We start from the raw sequence: 14,365 nt of genomic DNA, 5'->3' as shown, positions 1-14,365 counted from the left end.
AGCCGTGACGTGGAATAAGGAGGTCAACGTAATGGCAACGGCAACGCTTCTCGATATGACAAACCGCATTTCCGCCGACAAACAAAAGGCGCTCGATAGCGCATTGGCCCAGATCGAACGCCAGTTCGGCAAGGGCTCGATCATGAAGCTGGGTGGCGACAACGCCATGCGCGACATCGAGGCGACATCGACAGGCTCGCTTGGCCTTGATATCGCCCTTGGCATCGGTGGCCTGCCCAAGGGCCGGATCATCGAGGTTTACGGCCCCGAAAGCTCGGGCAAGACCACGCTGACCCTGCATTGCATCGCGGAAGAGCAGAAAAAGGGCGGGGTTTGCGCCTTTGTCGACGCTGAACACGCGCTTGACCCGCAATATGCCAAGAAGCTTGGGGTCAATCTTGACGAGCTTTTGATTTCCCAGCCCGACACTGGCGAACAAGCGCTTGAGATTGTCGATACGCTGGTGCGCTCGGGCGCGGTCAGCATGGTGGTGGTCGATTCGGTTGCGGCCCTCACGCCGAAATCTGAACTCGAAGGCGATATGGGCGACAGCTCGGTCGGTGTGCATGCGCGCCTGATGTCTCAGGCGATGCGCAAGCTGACGGGCTCGATCGCGCGCTCCAATTGCATGGTCATCTTTATCAACCAAATCCGGATGAAGATCGGCGTGATGTTCGGCAGCCCAGAGACAACCACTGGCGGCAATGCGCTGAAGTTCTACGCATCCGTCAGGCTTGATATCCGCCGTATCGGCTCAATCAAGGATCGTGAAGAGGTTGTCGGCAACACCACCCGCGTGAAAGTGGTCAAGAACAAGGTCGCGGCCCCCTTCAAGCAGGTCGAGTTTGACATCATGTATGGCGAAGGCATCTCCAAGGCCGGCGAGCTGGTCGATATGGGTGTCAAAGCGGGTGTGGTTGAAAAATCCGGCTCTTGGTATTCCTATGGCGATGAGCGGATCGGGCAGGGGCGTGAGAACGCAAAGCAGTTCTTACGCGACAACCCCGCCACTGCCTTGGAATTGGAAGATAAGATCCGCGCCGCGCATGGTTTGGATTTCTCGATCAGCGCAGGCGATGATGATGCCCCGATGGATATGATCGACGACTAATCGCGCTTGCGGATGGCCGACCGCAGAAATGGCCCACGCCCCGGCGGAGAATACGCGCATGAAAGGCGGCCCGGAGGCCGCCTTTTACCTTTCGTGCCCATGTGATGCGGCATCATCCTGTGGACATGGGCCGGTCAGGGGAATAGATGGCGTGTGATCAAAACATTGCGCGCGCGAGATCCGATGGCCAGCCTCAACGATATCCGTTCCACCTTCCTCGACTACTTCAAGCGTAACGGCCATCAGGTCGTGGCCTCCAGCCCCTTGGTGCCGCGCAATGATCCGACCTTGATGTTCACCAACTCAGGGATGGTGCAGTTCAAGAACCTGTTTCTCGGGCTTGAGCATCGCGACTACAAACGTGCCACCACCGCGCAGAAATGCGTGCGCGCGGGCGGTAAGCACAATGACCTCGACAATGTGGGCTATACCGCGCGCCATCACACGTTTTTCGAGATGCTGGGCAATTTCAGCTTTGGCGACTACTTCAAAGATGACGCCATTCCCTTTGCATGGGAATTGATCACCCGCGATTTTGGGATCGATAAATCGCGGCTTTTGACCACCGTCTACCACACCGATGACGAGGCCTATGCGCTGTGGAAAAAGGTGGGTGTGCCCGAGGATCGGATCATCCGCATCGCGACCTCTGACAATTTCTGGCAGATGGGCCCGACCGGCCCCTGTGGCCCCTGCACCGAGATTTTTTATGATCACGGCGATCACATCTGGGGCGGCCCGCCGGGCAGCGCCGATGAGGATGGCGACCGTTTCATCGAGATCTGGAACGTCGTTTTCATGCAAAACGAGCAATTCGCCGATGGCACGATGCGCCCGCTCGATATGCAATCGATTGATACCGGCATGGGGCTGGAGCGGATCGGCGCGCTACTCCAAGGCAAGCACGATAATTACGATACCGATCTGATGCGCGCGTTGATCGAGGCCTCGGCCCATGCGGCCTCGGTCGATCCTGATGGGCCGAAGAATATCCATCACCGCGTGATTGCCGACCATCTGCGCAGCTGTTCTTTCTTGATCGCCGATGGTGTCATGCCCTCGAACGAGGGGCGTGGTTATGTGCTGCGCCGGATCATGCGCCGCGCGATGCGTCATGCGCATCTGCTCGGCACAAAAGACCCGATGATGCACAAGCTGGTGCCTGCGCTTGTCACACAGATGGGCCAAGCCTATCCCGAGCTTGGCCGCGCGCAAGCTTTGATCACTGAGACATTGAAGCTGGAAGAAGAGCGTTTCCGCACCACGCTCGATCGTGGTCTTAAATTGCTGGAAGATGAACTCGCGCAGTTGCCCGATGGTGCCGATCTTCCCGGCGAGGCGGCGTTCAAGCTTTACGATACCTTCGGCTTCCCGCTCGATTTGACGCAAGATGCGCTGCGCGAAAAGGGGCGCGCGGTCGATACATCCGGCTTTGATGCCGCGATGGATGCGCAAAAGGCCAAGGCGCGCGCCGCTTGGGCAGGGTCGGGCGAGGCGGCCGATGCCGCGATCTGGTTTGATCTGGCCGATCAAGGCGGGCCGACCGAGTTCTTGGGCTATGACACCGAAATCGCCGAAGGGCAGATCACTGCCTTGGTGCGGGATGGTGTGGTGCAGACACACGTGCGCGCGGGCGAGGGGCTGGCCATCATCGTGAATCAGACACCGTTTTACGCTGAATCCGGCGGTCAGGTCGGCGATACCGGCCTGATCCGCACGGCCACCGGCACCGCACGGGTGAATGATACGAAGAAGGTGGCGGGGCTGTTCTTGCATATGGCCGAGGTGATCAGCGGCGAGATTTTGCCCGGTCAGGGTGCCGAACTGCTCGTCGATCATGCGCGGCGCAGCGATATTCGCGCCAATCACTCGGCCACCCACCTGCTGCACGAGGCGCTGCGCCGCGCGCTTGGCGATCATGTCGCCCAGCGTGGCTCGCTCAACGCGCCCGACAGGCTGCGGTTTGATTTCAGCCATGCCAAGGCGCTGAGCGCCGAGGAATTGGCTGGGGTCGAGGCCGAGGTGAATGCCTTCATCCGCCAAAACAGCGCCGTTGAAACCCGCATCATGACACCCGATGAGGCGCGCGATCTGGGCGCGCAGGCGCTTTTCGGCGAGAAATACGGCGACGAGGTGCGCGTGGTGTCGATGGGCAATCAGGCCGGGTCGGGCAAGGGGATGGATGGCCAGACCTATTCGCTGGAACTTTGCGGCGGCACCCATGTGCGCCAGACGGGCGATATCGGTCTTTTCGTGGCGTTGGGCGATAGCGCGTCCTCCTCGGGCGTGCGGCGGATCGAGGCGCTGACAGGCCCTGCTGCCTTGGCCTATCTCACGGCGCAGGACCGGCGGATGCAGGCCGTCGCGCAAGAGATGAACGCCACCGCCGATGAGGTTCTCGAGCGTGTGCGCATCTTGAAAGATGAGCGCAAACGCCTTGAGAACGAAGTGGCGCAAATGCGCCGACAGTTGGCGATGGCGGGCGGTGCGGATCACGCGGCGCAGGCGGTGGACAGCATCAATGGTATCGCCTTTCATGCCCAAGCCCTTGGCGGGGTGACCGCGCGTGATCTGGCGGGCTTGATCGATGATCATAAGGCGCGCTTGGGATCGGGTGCGGTATTGCTCATCGCCGATACGGGCGGCAAGGCTGCGGTTGCGGCCGGTGTGACCGATGATCTGACCGGGCGGCTATCGGCGGTGGAATTGGTGCGCGCGGCGGTTGCTGAACTCGGCGGTCAAGGTGGTGGCGGACGGGCCGATTTTGCCCAAGGCGGCGGCAAGGATGTTGCCAATGCCAGCGCGGCCATTGCTGCCGCGCAAGAGGTTCTCAAGGGAGTATAACGCATGCCAAAGGCCTATTGGATCGCACATGTGACCGTCACCGACGACGCCGCCTATGGCCGCTATGCGGCATTGGCGACAAAAGCCATCGCCGCGCATGGGGGTGAGTTTTTGGTGCGCGGCGGCACCGCCATTCAAAAAGAGGGGCGCGCCCATCCGCGCAATGTGGTGGCGGTGTTCCCCAGCCTAGAGGCGGCCAATGCTTGCTATGAGAGCGCCACCTACCAAGAGGCGATCAGCCATGCCATAGGGGCATGCGAGCGTGAATTGGTGCTGGTCGAGGCCGTGCAGTAGGGCGTAGCCCAAAGGTTGCACGCCGATTATTCCCGCGCAGGCGCGCTGGCCGATCTTTTCTGATCAAGAAGTTTGCGCCCGCGTGCAGCCGCCAAACGCACCCGCACCAATGTGCGAAACAGCTCTTCGGTGGTGGGTGAGGAGGTGCCGATCGCGGCCGCGACCTGTTCGATCAGCCGCTCATCGCCGAGCTCTTCGGCCGCCGCGATTGTATCGCAAGCCAGTTGATCGGCAATCTCCTCGGCGATGCGGCTCATCGTTGGTCCTTAGCGGGTGTTTTCCGTCAAGCGGCGGCGCACATAAGCCTGCACACTGTCGATCATCGGATCCATATAGGGATCTTCGAAGAAATGGCCGGCACCCTCCATCTCTTCATGGGTGATGGTGATGCCTTTTTGTTCGTGCAGCTTATCGACCAAGATCCGCGTATCTTGCGGCTTGGCCACGCGGTCGGCGGTGCCATTGATCACAAGGCCCGAGGCAGGGCAGGGTGCAAGGAACGAGAAGTCATACATATTCGCGGGCGGGGCGACCGAGATGAACCCGGTGATCTCGGGGCGACGCATCAAAAGCTGCATCCCGATCCATGCGCCAAAGGAAAAGCCCGCAACCCAGCAATGCTTGGAATTGGGGTTCATCGCCTGCAAATAATCAAGCGCCGAGGCTGCATCGCTTAGCTCGCCGATGCCTTGGTCATACTCACCTTGGCTACGCCCCACACCGCGAAAGTTGAACCGCAGCACGGTAAAACCCATTTTATGGAACGCATAGTGGAGGTTATAGACCACGCGATTGTTCATCGTGCCGCCAAATTGCGGATGCGGGTGCAAGATGATGGCAATGGGCGCATCCTTGGCCTTTTGCGGGTGGTAGCGGCCTTCGAGCCGACCCTCGGGGCCGGGGAAAATCACCTCAGGCAAAATGTCTCTCCTTGCCGTGGCTTGGGCGGTGGCCGTGCTTGACGCATCGGGGGCCGCTGCCTAGAACCATTCCAAATCGTGCCGAACGCGCTACGGCGCGACCGGGTTGCTTTGCAGTTAAGCGCGCGGACGGTAAAGGTCAATCTTTGCAAGGGGGATGGGGTGCAATGAAGCTGAGCACCAAAGGCCGTTACGCCATGGTCGCGATGGCCGATCTTGCGATGATGCAAGGCGATGGGCTGATGACACTGTCCGAACTGTCGCGCAGGCAAGATATTTCGCTGCCCTATCTTGAGCAGTTGTTCGTCAAGCTCAGGCGCGCGGGGCTGGTCGAGTCGGTGCGGGGCCCGGGTGGCGGCTATAAGCTGGGCCGCCCTCCGTCCGAGATCCGGGTGGTCGAGATTTTTGCCGCCGTCGATGAGACGGTCAGCGCGCTGCACACAGGCGCGGGCGCCACGGGGGCCGTGTCTGGCAGCCGCGCGCAATCCATGACCAACCGGCTTTGGGAAAGCATGTCGGCGCATGTCTATGTGTTCTTGCACCAGACCCGGCTGTCGGATGTGGTGCAAAACGAGCTGACCCCGTGCCCTGCGGTGCCGACGTTATTCGAAGTCGTCGATGAGGGGTGAGGATGCGATTTTTCAGACGAAAAATCGTGTGGCCTCCGCTCAGAGGCGCATCGCGCAGGATCATGGACCGTGGGCGTATTTCCAGACAGGTGAAGCAGGGGCGTGATGGCACGGATCTATCTCGATCATAATGCGACCGCACCTTTGCGGCCCGAGGCCCGCGCCGCGATGATTGCGGCCATGGATGTGGTGGGCAATCCATCCTCGGTCCATGCCGAGGGGCGCGCGGCCAAGGCGATTGTCGAACAGGCGCGCGCTGCGCTTGCCACCGCTTTGGGCGCGCATGGGGCCGATATCGTTTTTGTCTCAGGCGCGACCGAGGCCGCAGCGCTGGCCTTGGCCGGGCGCGATCTGCATGGCGCAGGGATCGAACATGACGCGGTGCGCGCGTGGACGCGCGAAGTTCTGGCCGTGGATCAATCCGGCCTTGTGCAGATCACTGATCCGCCGCGTGCGACCTTGCAACTGGCCAATTCCGAGACCGGGATCGTACAGGATTTGCCAAGCGGGCTTGCGGTCAGCGATTGGACCCAAGGGTTTGGCAAACTGCCCTTGGCCTTTGATTGGTCAGGCATTGAGATGGCCTTTGTCTCGGCCCATAAGATCGGTGGCCCCAAGGGCATCGGGGCCTTGATCATCAAGCGAGGCTTGGATCTTGGCGCACAGATCCGGGGCGGCGGGCAAGAAATGGGTCGGCGCGCGGGCACAGAGAATGTCATCGGCATCGCGGGATTTGGCGCGGCGGCGGCCGCGGCAACACAAGATTTAGCCGATGGCGTTTGGGAAAGGGTTGCGCAACTTAGAAATATTCTAGAAAAGATACTGGAAGATGATGCGCAATCGACTATTTTAGTCGGGAAAGGCGTCGCACGTTTGCCGAACACCAGTTTCATCCTCACGCCGGGTTGGCGAGGGGAGACGCAGGTGATGCAGATGGATCTGGCGGGGGTGGCCGTTTCGGCAGGCTCGGCTTGTTCATCTGGCAAGGTCAAGGCGAGCGGCGTGTTGCGCGCGATGGGTTATGACGCGGCGCATGCCGCCGCCGGTTTGCGGGTGTCGCTTGGCCCCCAGACGCGAGAGGCCGAGGTTTTGACCTTTGCCGATCTGTGGTTGGCCGCGCGCAGGCGGGCTGCTGAGCGCGCGCGCTAAAACGGATCACGCCCTCAGCGCGCGGGGGCGACGAACAGGACGGGGCCGCGTTTTCGCCCCTTGGAAATGACCGGCGCAGGCCGGTGCGACGGAGGAAAGACCATGGCCGCACTTGATACCGATATCCGCGACGGCGTTGACCGCGAGACGGTCGAAACTGTTCAGGCCATGAGCGGCACCTATAAATACGGGTGGTCCACCGATATCGAGATGGATTACGCCCCCAAGGGTGTGAACGAAGACATCGTGCGTCTGATCTCGGAAAAGAACGAAGAGCCGGAATGGATGACCGATTGGCGCTTGCAGGCGTTCAAGCGCTGGAAGCAGATGGCAGAACCCGAATGGGCGATGCTGAACTATCCCGCGATCGATTATCAAAGTCAGTATTACTATGCCCGCCCCAAAAGCATGGCCGAAAAGCCCAAAAGCCTTGATGATGTCGATCCCAAGCTTTTGGCGACCTATAAGAAGCTCGGCATCCCGCTGAAGGAACAGATGATCCTTGCCGGTGTCGAGGGGGCCGAAGATATGCCCAGCGAGGGGCGCAAGGTTGCCGTCGATGCGGTTTTCGATAGTGTCAGCGTCGGCACCACCTTTCAAGCCGAGCTGAAAAAGGCGGGCGTGATCTTTTGCTCGATCTCCGAGGCGATCCGCGAACATCCCGAACTGGTCAAGAAGTACCTCGGCTCTGTCGTACCGATCACGGACAATTACTTTGCGACGCTCAACAGCGCCGTGTTTTCGGATGGATCGTTTGTCTATATACCGCCGGGCGTGCGCTGCCCGATGGAATTGTCGACCTATTTCCGCATTAACGCCGAGAATACGGGCCAGTTCGAGCGCACGCTGATCATCGCCGACAAGGGCAGCTATGTCAGCTATCTGGAAGGCTGCACCGCGCCCAAGCGCGAAACCCACCAGTTGCACGCCGCCGTGGTTGAGCTTGTGCTGCTTGAGGATGCCGAGATCAAATACTCAACCGTGCAAAACTGGTATCCCGGCGATGCCGAAGGGCGGGGCGGGATTTACAATTTCGTCACCAAGCGTGCCGATTGCCGCGGCGACCGCTCCAAGGTGATGTGGACACAGGTCGAGACCGGCTCGGCCATCACGTGGAAATACCCCTCGTGCATTTTGCGGGGCGACGATTCACAGGGCGAGTTCTATTCCATCGCGATCGCCAATAATGCCCAACAGGCCGATACCGGCACCAAGATGGTGCATTTGGGTAAGCGGACCAAATCGCGCATCGTCTCCAAGGGGATCAGCGCGGGGCGCGCGCAGAATACGTATCGCGGGCTGGTGTCGATGCACCCAAAGGCCAAGGACAGCCGCAACTATACCCAGTGTGACAGCTTGCTGATCGGCGATAAATGCGGCGCGCATACCGTGCCCTATATCGAGGTCAAGAATAACTCTAGCCGGGTGGAGCATGAGGCCACGACATCCAAGGTGGATGATGATCAGATGTTTTATTGCCGCTCGCGTGGCATGGGCGAGGAAGAGGCCGTGGCCTTGATCGTGAACGGCTTTGCGCGCGAAGTGCTGCAAGCGCTGCCGATGGAGTTTGCCATGGAAGCTCAACAGCTTGTGGCCATCAGCCTTGAGGGGTCGGTGGGGTAATTTAGGACGGCGCGCAAGGTTTGACCGCGCATGCATCAAGCATGGCGGCAAGCAATAGCAGTGTTTTTCTGAGGGTAAGACGACACGATGGATTGGAAGTTTTGGTTGACGGCAGCAGAGCCGCGTCCGCGCTACGCGCTTCTTGTCGCGATTGGCGTGGTGATCTTGATGACGCTGACATATGGCATTTGGCAACCCGGCGGTCGTGGACTGGCGGCGTTTTCGGCTGTTGTTGCGACGGTCGTGTCGCATGTGTCAGCCAAGCTTGTGATGCGAGGGTAAAAGTGATCGCGCAGGGCATCGCAACGCAACGGCGGATCAGTCCAATGGCTGAGGGTCACGCCGCTTTGGCGCAGTCTGCGTCATGCGCTGCGATGGGCGTTTTGTATCGGTGTGTGAAGGGTAGAGTAATGGGTATTGGATTTGATAAATCACGCGTCAGCGCGCTGGTCAAAACACTGGCGCCGCAGCGCTTGACGCGGGTTGTGGATGTGGGGGCAAACCCGCTGAGCCCGCCACCCTATGCCCCATTGCTCGCCGCAGGACTGTGCGAGGTTTGGGGCTTTGAGCCGCAGCCCGAGGCGTTTGCGCAGCTTGTGGCCGAAGCGGGCCCGCATGAACATTACTTGCCGCATGCTGTTGGTTCCGGAAAAACCGCCGAGCTCCGGATCTGCGCCTCGTCCGGCTTGACCTCGACGCTTGAGCCTAATCGCGACACCTTTGATGCGCTGCAGCGCTTTCACGAGAGCGGCCGCGTTGTCGAGCGGATCAAGCTCAAGACCCGCAAGCTTGACGATATGGACGAGCTTCCCGATTTCGATCTTCTGAAGATCGATATTCAAGGGGGCGAGGTCGAGGTGTTCAAAGGCGGCAAGAAAAAGCTCGCCAAGGCATTATGCGTGATCACCGAAGCCGCAGCTGTGCCGCTCTATGTGGATCAACCCTTGCTTGATAAACAGATGACCACGCTTGCGCCCCTTGGGTATGTCTTGCACAAGCTCTTGACGACGAAAAGCTTTTCATTCCGCGGCCCCTTTGCCGAGCGGATGCATATGCGCAAGTTTCGGAGCCAGTTTGTCGATGGCGATGTGGTTTTCGTCCGCGATGTGCTGTCGCTGTCGCATATCGATGATGAAGGGCTCAAGCATCTGGCCATCCTTGCCGATGCGGTTTTCGACAGCCAAGATGTTGCCGTCGCAGCGATGGCGCAGCTTGAGGCGCGTGGCGTGCTACCCGCCTCTGCAATCCACGACTATCTCGACATGTTACCCTTTGTCAGCCCACGAGAAGCGGGCTGAGCCATGCGTTTCAAACGAGACCAGCATGGCACAAACAATACCCCGATGCGCGGCGCGCGCCGTCATCTCATGATGCACTGACCGAAGGAACCGATTTATGCTGACCATCAAGAACCTGCATGTGAAGCTTGAGGATGAAGACAAGCAAATCCTCAAAGGCGTCGATCTGACGGTCGAGGCGGGGCGCGTGCATGCGATCATGGGGCCGAACGGATCGGGCAAATCGACCTTGTCCTATGTGTTGTCTGGCCGTGATGGTTACACAGTGACCGATGGGTCGGCCACGCTGGAGGGGGAAGACCTTTTGGCGATGGAGGCCGAGGAACGCGCGGCGGCGGGGCTTTTCTTGGCCTTTCAATACCCGGTCGAAATTCCCGGCGTCGGCAACATGACCTTTTTGCGCACGGCGCTGAACGCGCAGCGCAAGACCCGTGGCGAGGATGAGATCAGCGCAGGCGACTTCCTCAAGCTGGTGCGCGAGAAAGCCAAGGCGTTGAAGATCGACGCCGATATGCTCAAGCGCCCGGTCAATGTGGGTTTCTCGGGTGGCGAGAAAAAGCGTAATGAAATCCTTCAGATGGCGATGTTGGAACCCAAGATGTGCATCTTGGACGAGACGGATTCGGGCCTTGATGTCGATGCGATGAAGCTCGTGGCCGATGGTGTGAATGCGCTGCGCGATAGCGGGCGGGGCTTTTTGGTCATCACCCATTACCAGCGCTTGCTCGATCATATCGCGCCCGATGTGGTGCATATCATGGCCGATGGGCGCATCGTGAAAACCGGCGGTCCGGAACTGGCGCTTGAGGTCGAAAAGAACGGCTATGCCGATATTCTGGCCGAGGTGGCGTAATGGCTGTGGCACAAACCAAGCTTGATCTTACCGAAACCCGCATCAGTGCTTTGGCGATGCCGCAATCAAAGGGCTGGGCGCAGACCGCGCGCGCCGAGGCGTTGGCGCGGCTGCGCGCCATGGGCCTGCCCGCGCGGCGCGATGAATACTGGCGATACACCGACCCCAGCAGCCTGACGCAGGCCGCCGCACCGCGCGCGGCGCTCCATGTCGATGATGAGGCGCCGATTTTCGGCGAAATCGACAGGCTGCGCATCGTGTTTGTCGATGGTGTCTTCGATCCCGCGCAATCAGATGATCTGGCGTTGACCCATGTCACGATCGAGCGTTTGAGCGATGTGATGGCCAAGGATCTGCATTGGGCGCGCGAGCATTACGGCGTGCTGGAGGCAGCGGGCCAATCGCCCGTTGCCCGGCCCTTGGCAGCCCTCAACACCGCCTTTGCCAGTGACGGCGTTGTCATTCGCGCCACGGGCATTGTCGAAAAGCCGATCAGCTTGGTCTATCTGCACAATGATTCAGCGTCGGACGCGATGGTGCACCATGTCGTGCGGGTTGAAAGCGGGGCATCCTTGACCTTGCTTGAGAATGGACCGGCCGCCGCACGCTTCAACAATGTGACAGAGATTAGCCTCGCCGATGATGGCGATTTCCACCATATCCGCACCCAAGGGCGCGATCATGAACGCCGGGCAGCGACGCATATCTTTGCCCGTCTGGGCGCGCGCAGCCAGTACAAATCCTTTACCTTGACTGGCAATGGCGTGCTGACACGCAATGAGCATGTTATCACCCTATCGGGCGATGATGCCAGCGCGCATGTGGCGGGGGCAGCCCTTGGCGATGGGGCGCAGGGCGCGTTCCACCATGATGATACCGTCTTCATCACCCATGATGCCGAGCGCTGCGAAAGCCGTCAGGTCTTCAAGAAAGTGCTGCGCAATGGCGCGGTGGGCGTGTTTCAGGGCAAGATCTTGGTCAAGCCCGGCGCGCAGAAAACCGATGGCTACCAGATCAGCCAATCGCTGTTGCTTGACGAGGATTCGGTGTTCTTGGCCAAGCCCGAGCTTGAGATTTATGCCGATGATGTCAGCTGTTCGCATGGCTCGACTACCGGCGCGATTGATGAGACAGCGCTTTTCTACCTGCGCGCGCGCGGTGTGCCGCGTGATGTCGCCACCGATCTGCTGGTGCTGGCCTTCATCGATGAGGCGATTGCCGAGATTGCAGATGAACGCCTATCCGCCGATATTCGCAACCGGCTAGAGCTTTGGCTGGGGCGGCGTAGGCAGGGCTGATGGCAGTCTCGACCGACATCGTGGCGACATGGCGCAGGCCCACGCAGGTCATGCGCAAGCTATTGGCGATGGGCCGGCGCGAGGATCGCGCGCTGGCCATCTTGCTTGCCGCTTGTCTGGTCATCTTTATCGCGCAATGGCCGCGCCTGAGCCGCGAGAGCTATTTCGCGAGCGAAGGCCAAGCACCGCTTGAGGCGCAGATGGCGATCACCTTTTTCGCCATGCTGATGATCTGGCCCTTGATGGCCTATGGGCTGGCGGGGCTGACGCATCTGGTCGCGCGGCTCTTTGGCGGACGCGGCAGTTGGTATTCGGCGCGGCTGGCGCTGTTTTGGGCGCTTTTGGCCAGCTCGCCTGCGTGGCTGTTGCATGGGCTGGTTGCGGGCTTTATCGGGCCGGGTCCGGCACTGAGCGTGGTGGGTGCGATCTTGCTTTTAGCGTTTTTGACGATCTGGGCCCTGTGCTTGGCCGAGGCCGAACGCGCAGCAGAAGCAGAGGTGGCGGCGTGAGCACTGAATTCATGAATTTGGGCCATTTGCTGCGCTTGGCGCGTGAGACGGTCACAAACCCGCGTGCTGGTGCGGCGACGATCCTTGGCCTTCACCTTTCGGTGCAAGCGCTGCGGATCGCGTTCGGCTTGGTCGTCGTTTTGTCGATGCTCTTGGGTGAGTTGGTCGTGCTGATCACGCCGCCACCGCCAGAGGGTGCGCTGAATGTCTCGCCCGTGACCATGGGCCTGGTGCAGGCGGCGTTTTTATTCGTGATCGCCCATGCCATCACGCTGATCGGCCGTTGGTTTGGCGGGACGGGCAGCTTTGAGGGTGCGCTTGCGCTGATCATCTGGCTGCAATTTATTTTCCTGTGCGTGCAGGTGGTGCAGCTATTGGCGATGTTGGTGATCCCGCCTGTTGCAGGCTTGATTACCATCTTGGCGATGGGGCTGTTCTTTTGGCTACTGGTTAATTTTATTGCCGCGCTACATAGCTTTACATCGCTTGGTATGATCTTTGTCGCGACGATTTTGACCGCTTTTGGGATCATTTTCGCGCTGAGCTTGATCTTGACCTTGCTTGGCATCGGGTTCGGGACGGTTTGAATGAGCTATGACATCGCAAAAATTCGCGCCGATTTTCCAATCCTCGGGCGCGAGGTGAATGGCAAGCCCTTGGTCTATCTCGACAATGGGGCTTCGGCACAAAAGCCGCAGGTGGTGATCGACGCGATCAGCCATGCCTATAGCCAAGAATACGCCAATGTGCATCGCGGGCTGCATTACCTGTCGAACCTCGCCACCGAGAAATACGAGGGCGTGCGCGCCACAATCGCGCGGTTCTTGGGTGTGAAGAACCAAGATGAGATCGTCTTTACCTCGGGTGCGACCGAGGGGATCAACCTTGTCGCTTATGGCTGGGCCATGCCGCGCATGCAGGCAGGTGACGAGATCGTGCTGACCATCGCCGAGCATCACGCCAATATTGTGCCGTGGCATTTCTTGCGCGAACGCCAAGGTGTGGTGCTGAAATGGGTCGATGTGGACGCGAACGGCGCACTTGACCCGCAAGCCATGATCGACGCGATCGGCCCGCGCACAAAGCTGGTGGCCATGTCGCATATGTCGAATGTGCTGGGCACGATCTTCGATGTGAAGCCCGTGATCGACGCCGCCCATGCGCAAGGGGTGCCGGTTCTGCTCGATGGCAGCCAAGCGGCGGTGCATATGCCGCTTGATCTTGATGCGCTGGGGGCGGATTTTTACGCTGTGACAGGCCACAAGCTTTATGGCCCCTCAGGCTCGGGCGCGATCCATATCAAATCCGCCCGCATGGCCGAGATGCGCCCCTTTATCGGCGGTGGCGACATGATCCGTGAAGTAACCCGCGACACGGTCACCTATAACGACCCGCCAATGAAGTTCGAGGCGGGCACACCGGGCATCGTGCAACAGATCGGGCTTGGTGTCGCGCTCGACTACATGATGGGCGTTGGTATGGAGAATATCGCCGCCCATGAGGCGCGTCTGCGCGATTATGCGCAAAACCGCCTTTCAGGTCTGAATTGGCTCAACATTCAGGGCAATGCCGCCAATAAGGGCGCGATCTTTTCTTTTACGCTTGATGGTGCGGCCCATGCCCATGACATCTCGACCGTGCTTGATAAGCGCGGTGTCGCGGTGCGCGCGGGGCAGCATTGCACAGGGCCATTGATGGCGCATCTGGGGCTGGCGGCGACCTGTCGGGCCAGTTTCGGGATGTATAACACCGAAGGCGAGGTCGATGTGCTGATCGACGCGCTGGAGCTGTGCCACGATCTTTTCGCTTGAATTGACCGGGCCTAGGCTGCGGCGCG

At 60.0% G+C, this 14,365-nt stretch carries 15 protein-coding genes; 13 read left to right on the top strand and 2 right to left on the bottom strand.

Annotation, left to right across the window (positions count from 1 at the left end):
* Positions 1-31: 31 nt before the first annotated feature.
* The 3 genes from recA to KG698_RS01565 all read left to right on the top strand — a co-directional run bounded on the left by recA (position 32) and on the right by KG698_RS01565 (position 4,249).
* On the top strand, positions 32-1,111 hold the full coding sequence (gene recA, locus KG698_RS01575; protein ID WP_213683807.1) for a recombinase RecA: 1,080 nt from the start codon (positions 32-34) through the stop codon (positions 1,109-1,111).
* Between the two features lie 183 nt (positions 1,112-1,294).
* Entirely contained in the window at positions 1,295-3,955 is a 2,661-nt protein-coding gene (alaS, locus tag KG698_RS01570) for an alanine--tRNA ligase (RefSeq protein WP_213683806.1), read from the top strand.
* 3 nt (positions 3,956-3,958) lie between these two features.
* Positions 3,959-4,249, top strand: a complete 291-nt coding sequence (locus KG698_RS01565) for a DUF1330 domain-containing protein (RefSeq protein ID WP_213683805.1) — start codon at positions 3,959-3,961, stop codon at positions 4,247-4,249.
* Between the two features lie 26 nt (positions 4,250-4,275).
* On the opposite strand, the gene KG698_RS01560 is transcribed toward KG698_RS01565, so the two are convergent.
* Positions 4,276-4,506, bottom strand: coding sequence for a hypothetical protein (locus KG698_RS01560; protein ID WP_213683804.1), 231 nt, complete (start codon positions 4,504-4,506; stop codon positions 4,276-4,278).
* Positions 4,507-4,515: 9 nt separating this feature from the next.
* The gene (locus KG698_RS01555) at positions 4,516-5,169 is read right to left on the bottom strand and encodes an alpha/beta hydrolase (protein ID WP_213683803.1); all 654 of its coding nucleotides are present in this window, start codon (positions 5,167-5,169) and stop codon (positions 4,516-4,518) included.
* A 167-nt stretch (positions 5,170-5,336) separates the two neighbouring features.
* Between KG698_RS01555 and KG698_RS01550 the strand changes: the two genes are divergently transcribed.
* The 10 genes from KG698_RS01550 to KG698_RS01505 all read left to right on the top strand — a co-directional run bounded on the left by KG698_RS01550 (position 5,337) and on the right by KG698_RS01505 (position 14,339).
* Positions 5,337-5,798 (top strand): Rrf2 family transcriptional regulator, encoded by a 462-nt coding sequence (locus tag KG698_RS01550; RefSeq protein ID WP_213683802.1) that lies wholly within the window; start codon positions 5,337-5,339, stop codon positions 5,796-5,798.
* Positions 5,799-5,903: 105 nt separating this feature from the next.
* Positions 5,904-6,947, top strand: coding sequence for an aminotransferase class V-fold PLP-dependent enzyme (locus KG698_RS01545; protein WP_213683801.1), 1,044 nt, complete (start codon positions 5,904-5,906; stop codon positions 6,945-6,947).
* Between the two features lie 102 nt (positions 6,948-7,049).
* Positions 7,050-8,570 (top strand): Fe-S cluster assembly protein SufB, encoded by a 1,521-nt coding sequence (sufB, locus tag KG698_RS01540; protein ID WP_213683800.1) that lies wholly within the window; start codon positions 7,050-7,052, stop codon positions 8,568-8,570.
* 87 nt (positions 8,571-8,657) lie between these two features.
* The gene (locus KG698_RS01535; protein ID WP_213683799.1) at positions 8,658-8,852 is read left to right on the top strand and encodes a hypothetical protein; all 195 of its coding nucleotides are present in this window, start codon (positions 8,658-8,660) and stop codon (positions 8,850-8,852) included.
* 128 nt (positions 8,853-8,980) lie between these two features.
* Positions 8,981-9,868: an FkbM family methyltransferase gene (locus KG698_RS01530; RefSeq protein WP_213683798.1), complete on the top strand. Its 888-nt coding sequence runs from the start codon at positions 8,981-8,983 to the stop codon at positions 9,866-9,868.
* A 97-nt stretch (positions 9,869-9,965) separates the two neighbouring features.
* Positions 9,966-10,721: a Fe-S cluster assembly ATPase SufC gene (sufC, locus tag KG698_RS01525; protein WP_213683797.1), complete on the top strand. Its 756-nt coding sequence runs from the start codon at positions 9,966-9,968 to the stop codon at positions 10,719-10,721.
* A complete protein-coding gene (locus KG698_RS01520; protein WP_213683796.1) occupies positions 10,721-12,019 on the top strand; it encodes a SufD family Fe-S cluster assembly protein in 1,299 nt (432 codons plus the stop codon). Before sufC ends, KG698_RS01520 begins: the two co-directional genes overlap by 1 nt.
* Positions 12,019-12,528 (top strand): YIP1 family protein, encoded by a 510-nt coding sequence (locus KG698_RS01515; RefSeq protein WP_213683795.1) that lies wholly within the window; start codon positions 12,019-12,021, stop codon positions 12,526-12,528. The genes KG698_RS01520 and KG698_RS01515 overlap by 1 nt, the downstream gene beginning before the upstream one ends.
* Positions 12,525-13,115, top strand: coding sequence for a YIP1 family protein (locus KG698_RS01510; protein WP_213683794.1), 591 nt, complete (start codon positions 12,525-12,527; stop codon positions 13,113-13,115). Before KG698_RS01515 ends, KG698_RS01510 begins: the two co-directional genes overlap by 4 nt.
* A complete protein-coding gene (locus tag KG698_RS01505; RefSeq protein WP_213683793.1) occupies positions 13,116-14,339 on the top strand; it encodes a cysteine desulfurase in 1,224 nt (407 codons plus the stop codon).
* Positions 14,340-14,365: the final 26 nt, after the last annotated feature.

Source organism: Roseicyclus sp. (genome assembly GCF_018402035.1).
Taxonomy (GTDB): domain Bacteria; phylum Pseudomonadota; class Alphaproteobacteria; order Rhodobacterales; family Rhodobacteraceae; genus Roseicyclus.
Note: the sequence above shows the minus strand (reverse complement) of the source record. Positions and strands in the feature narration are given on the sequence as shown.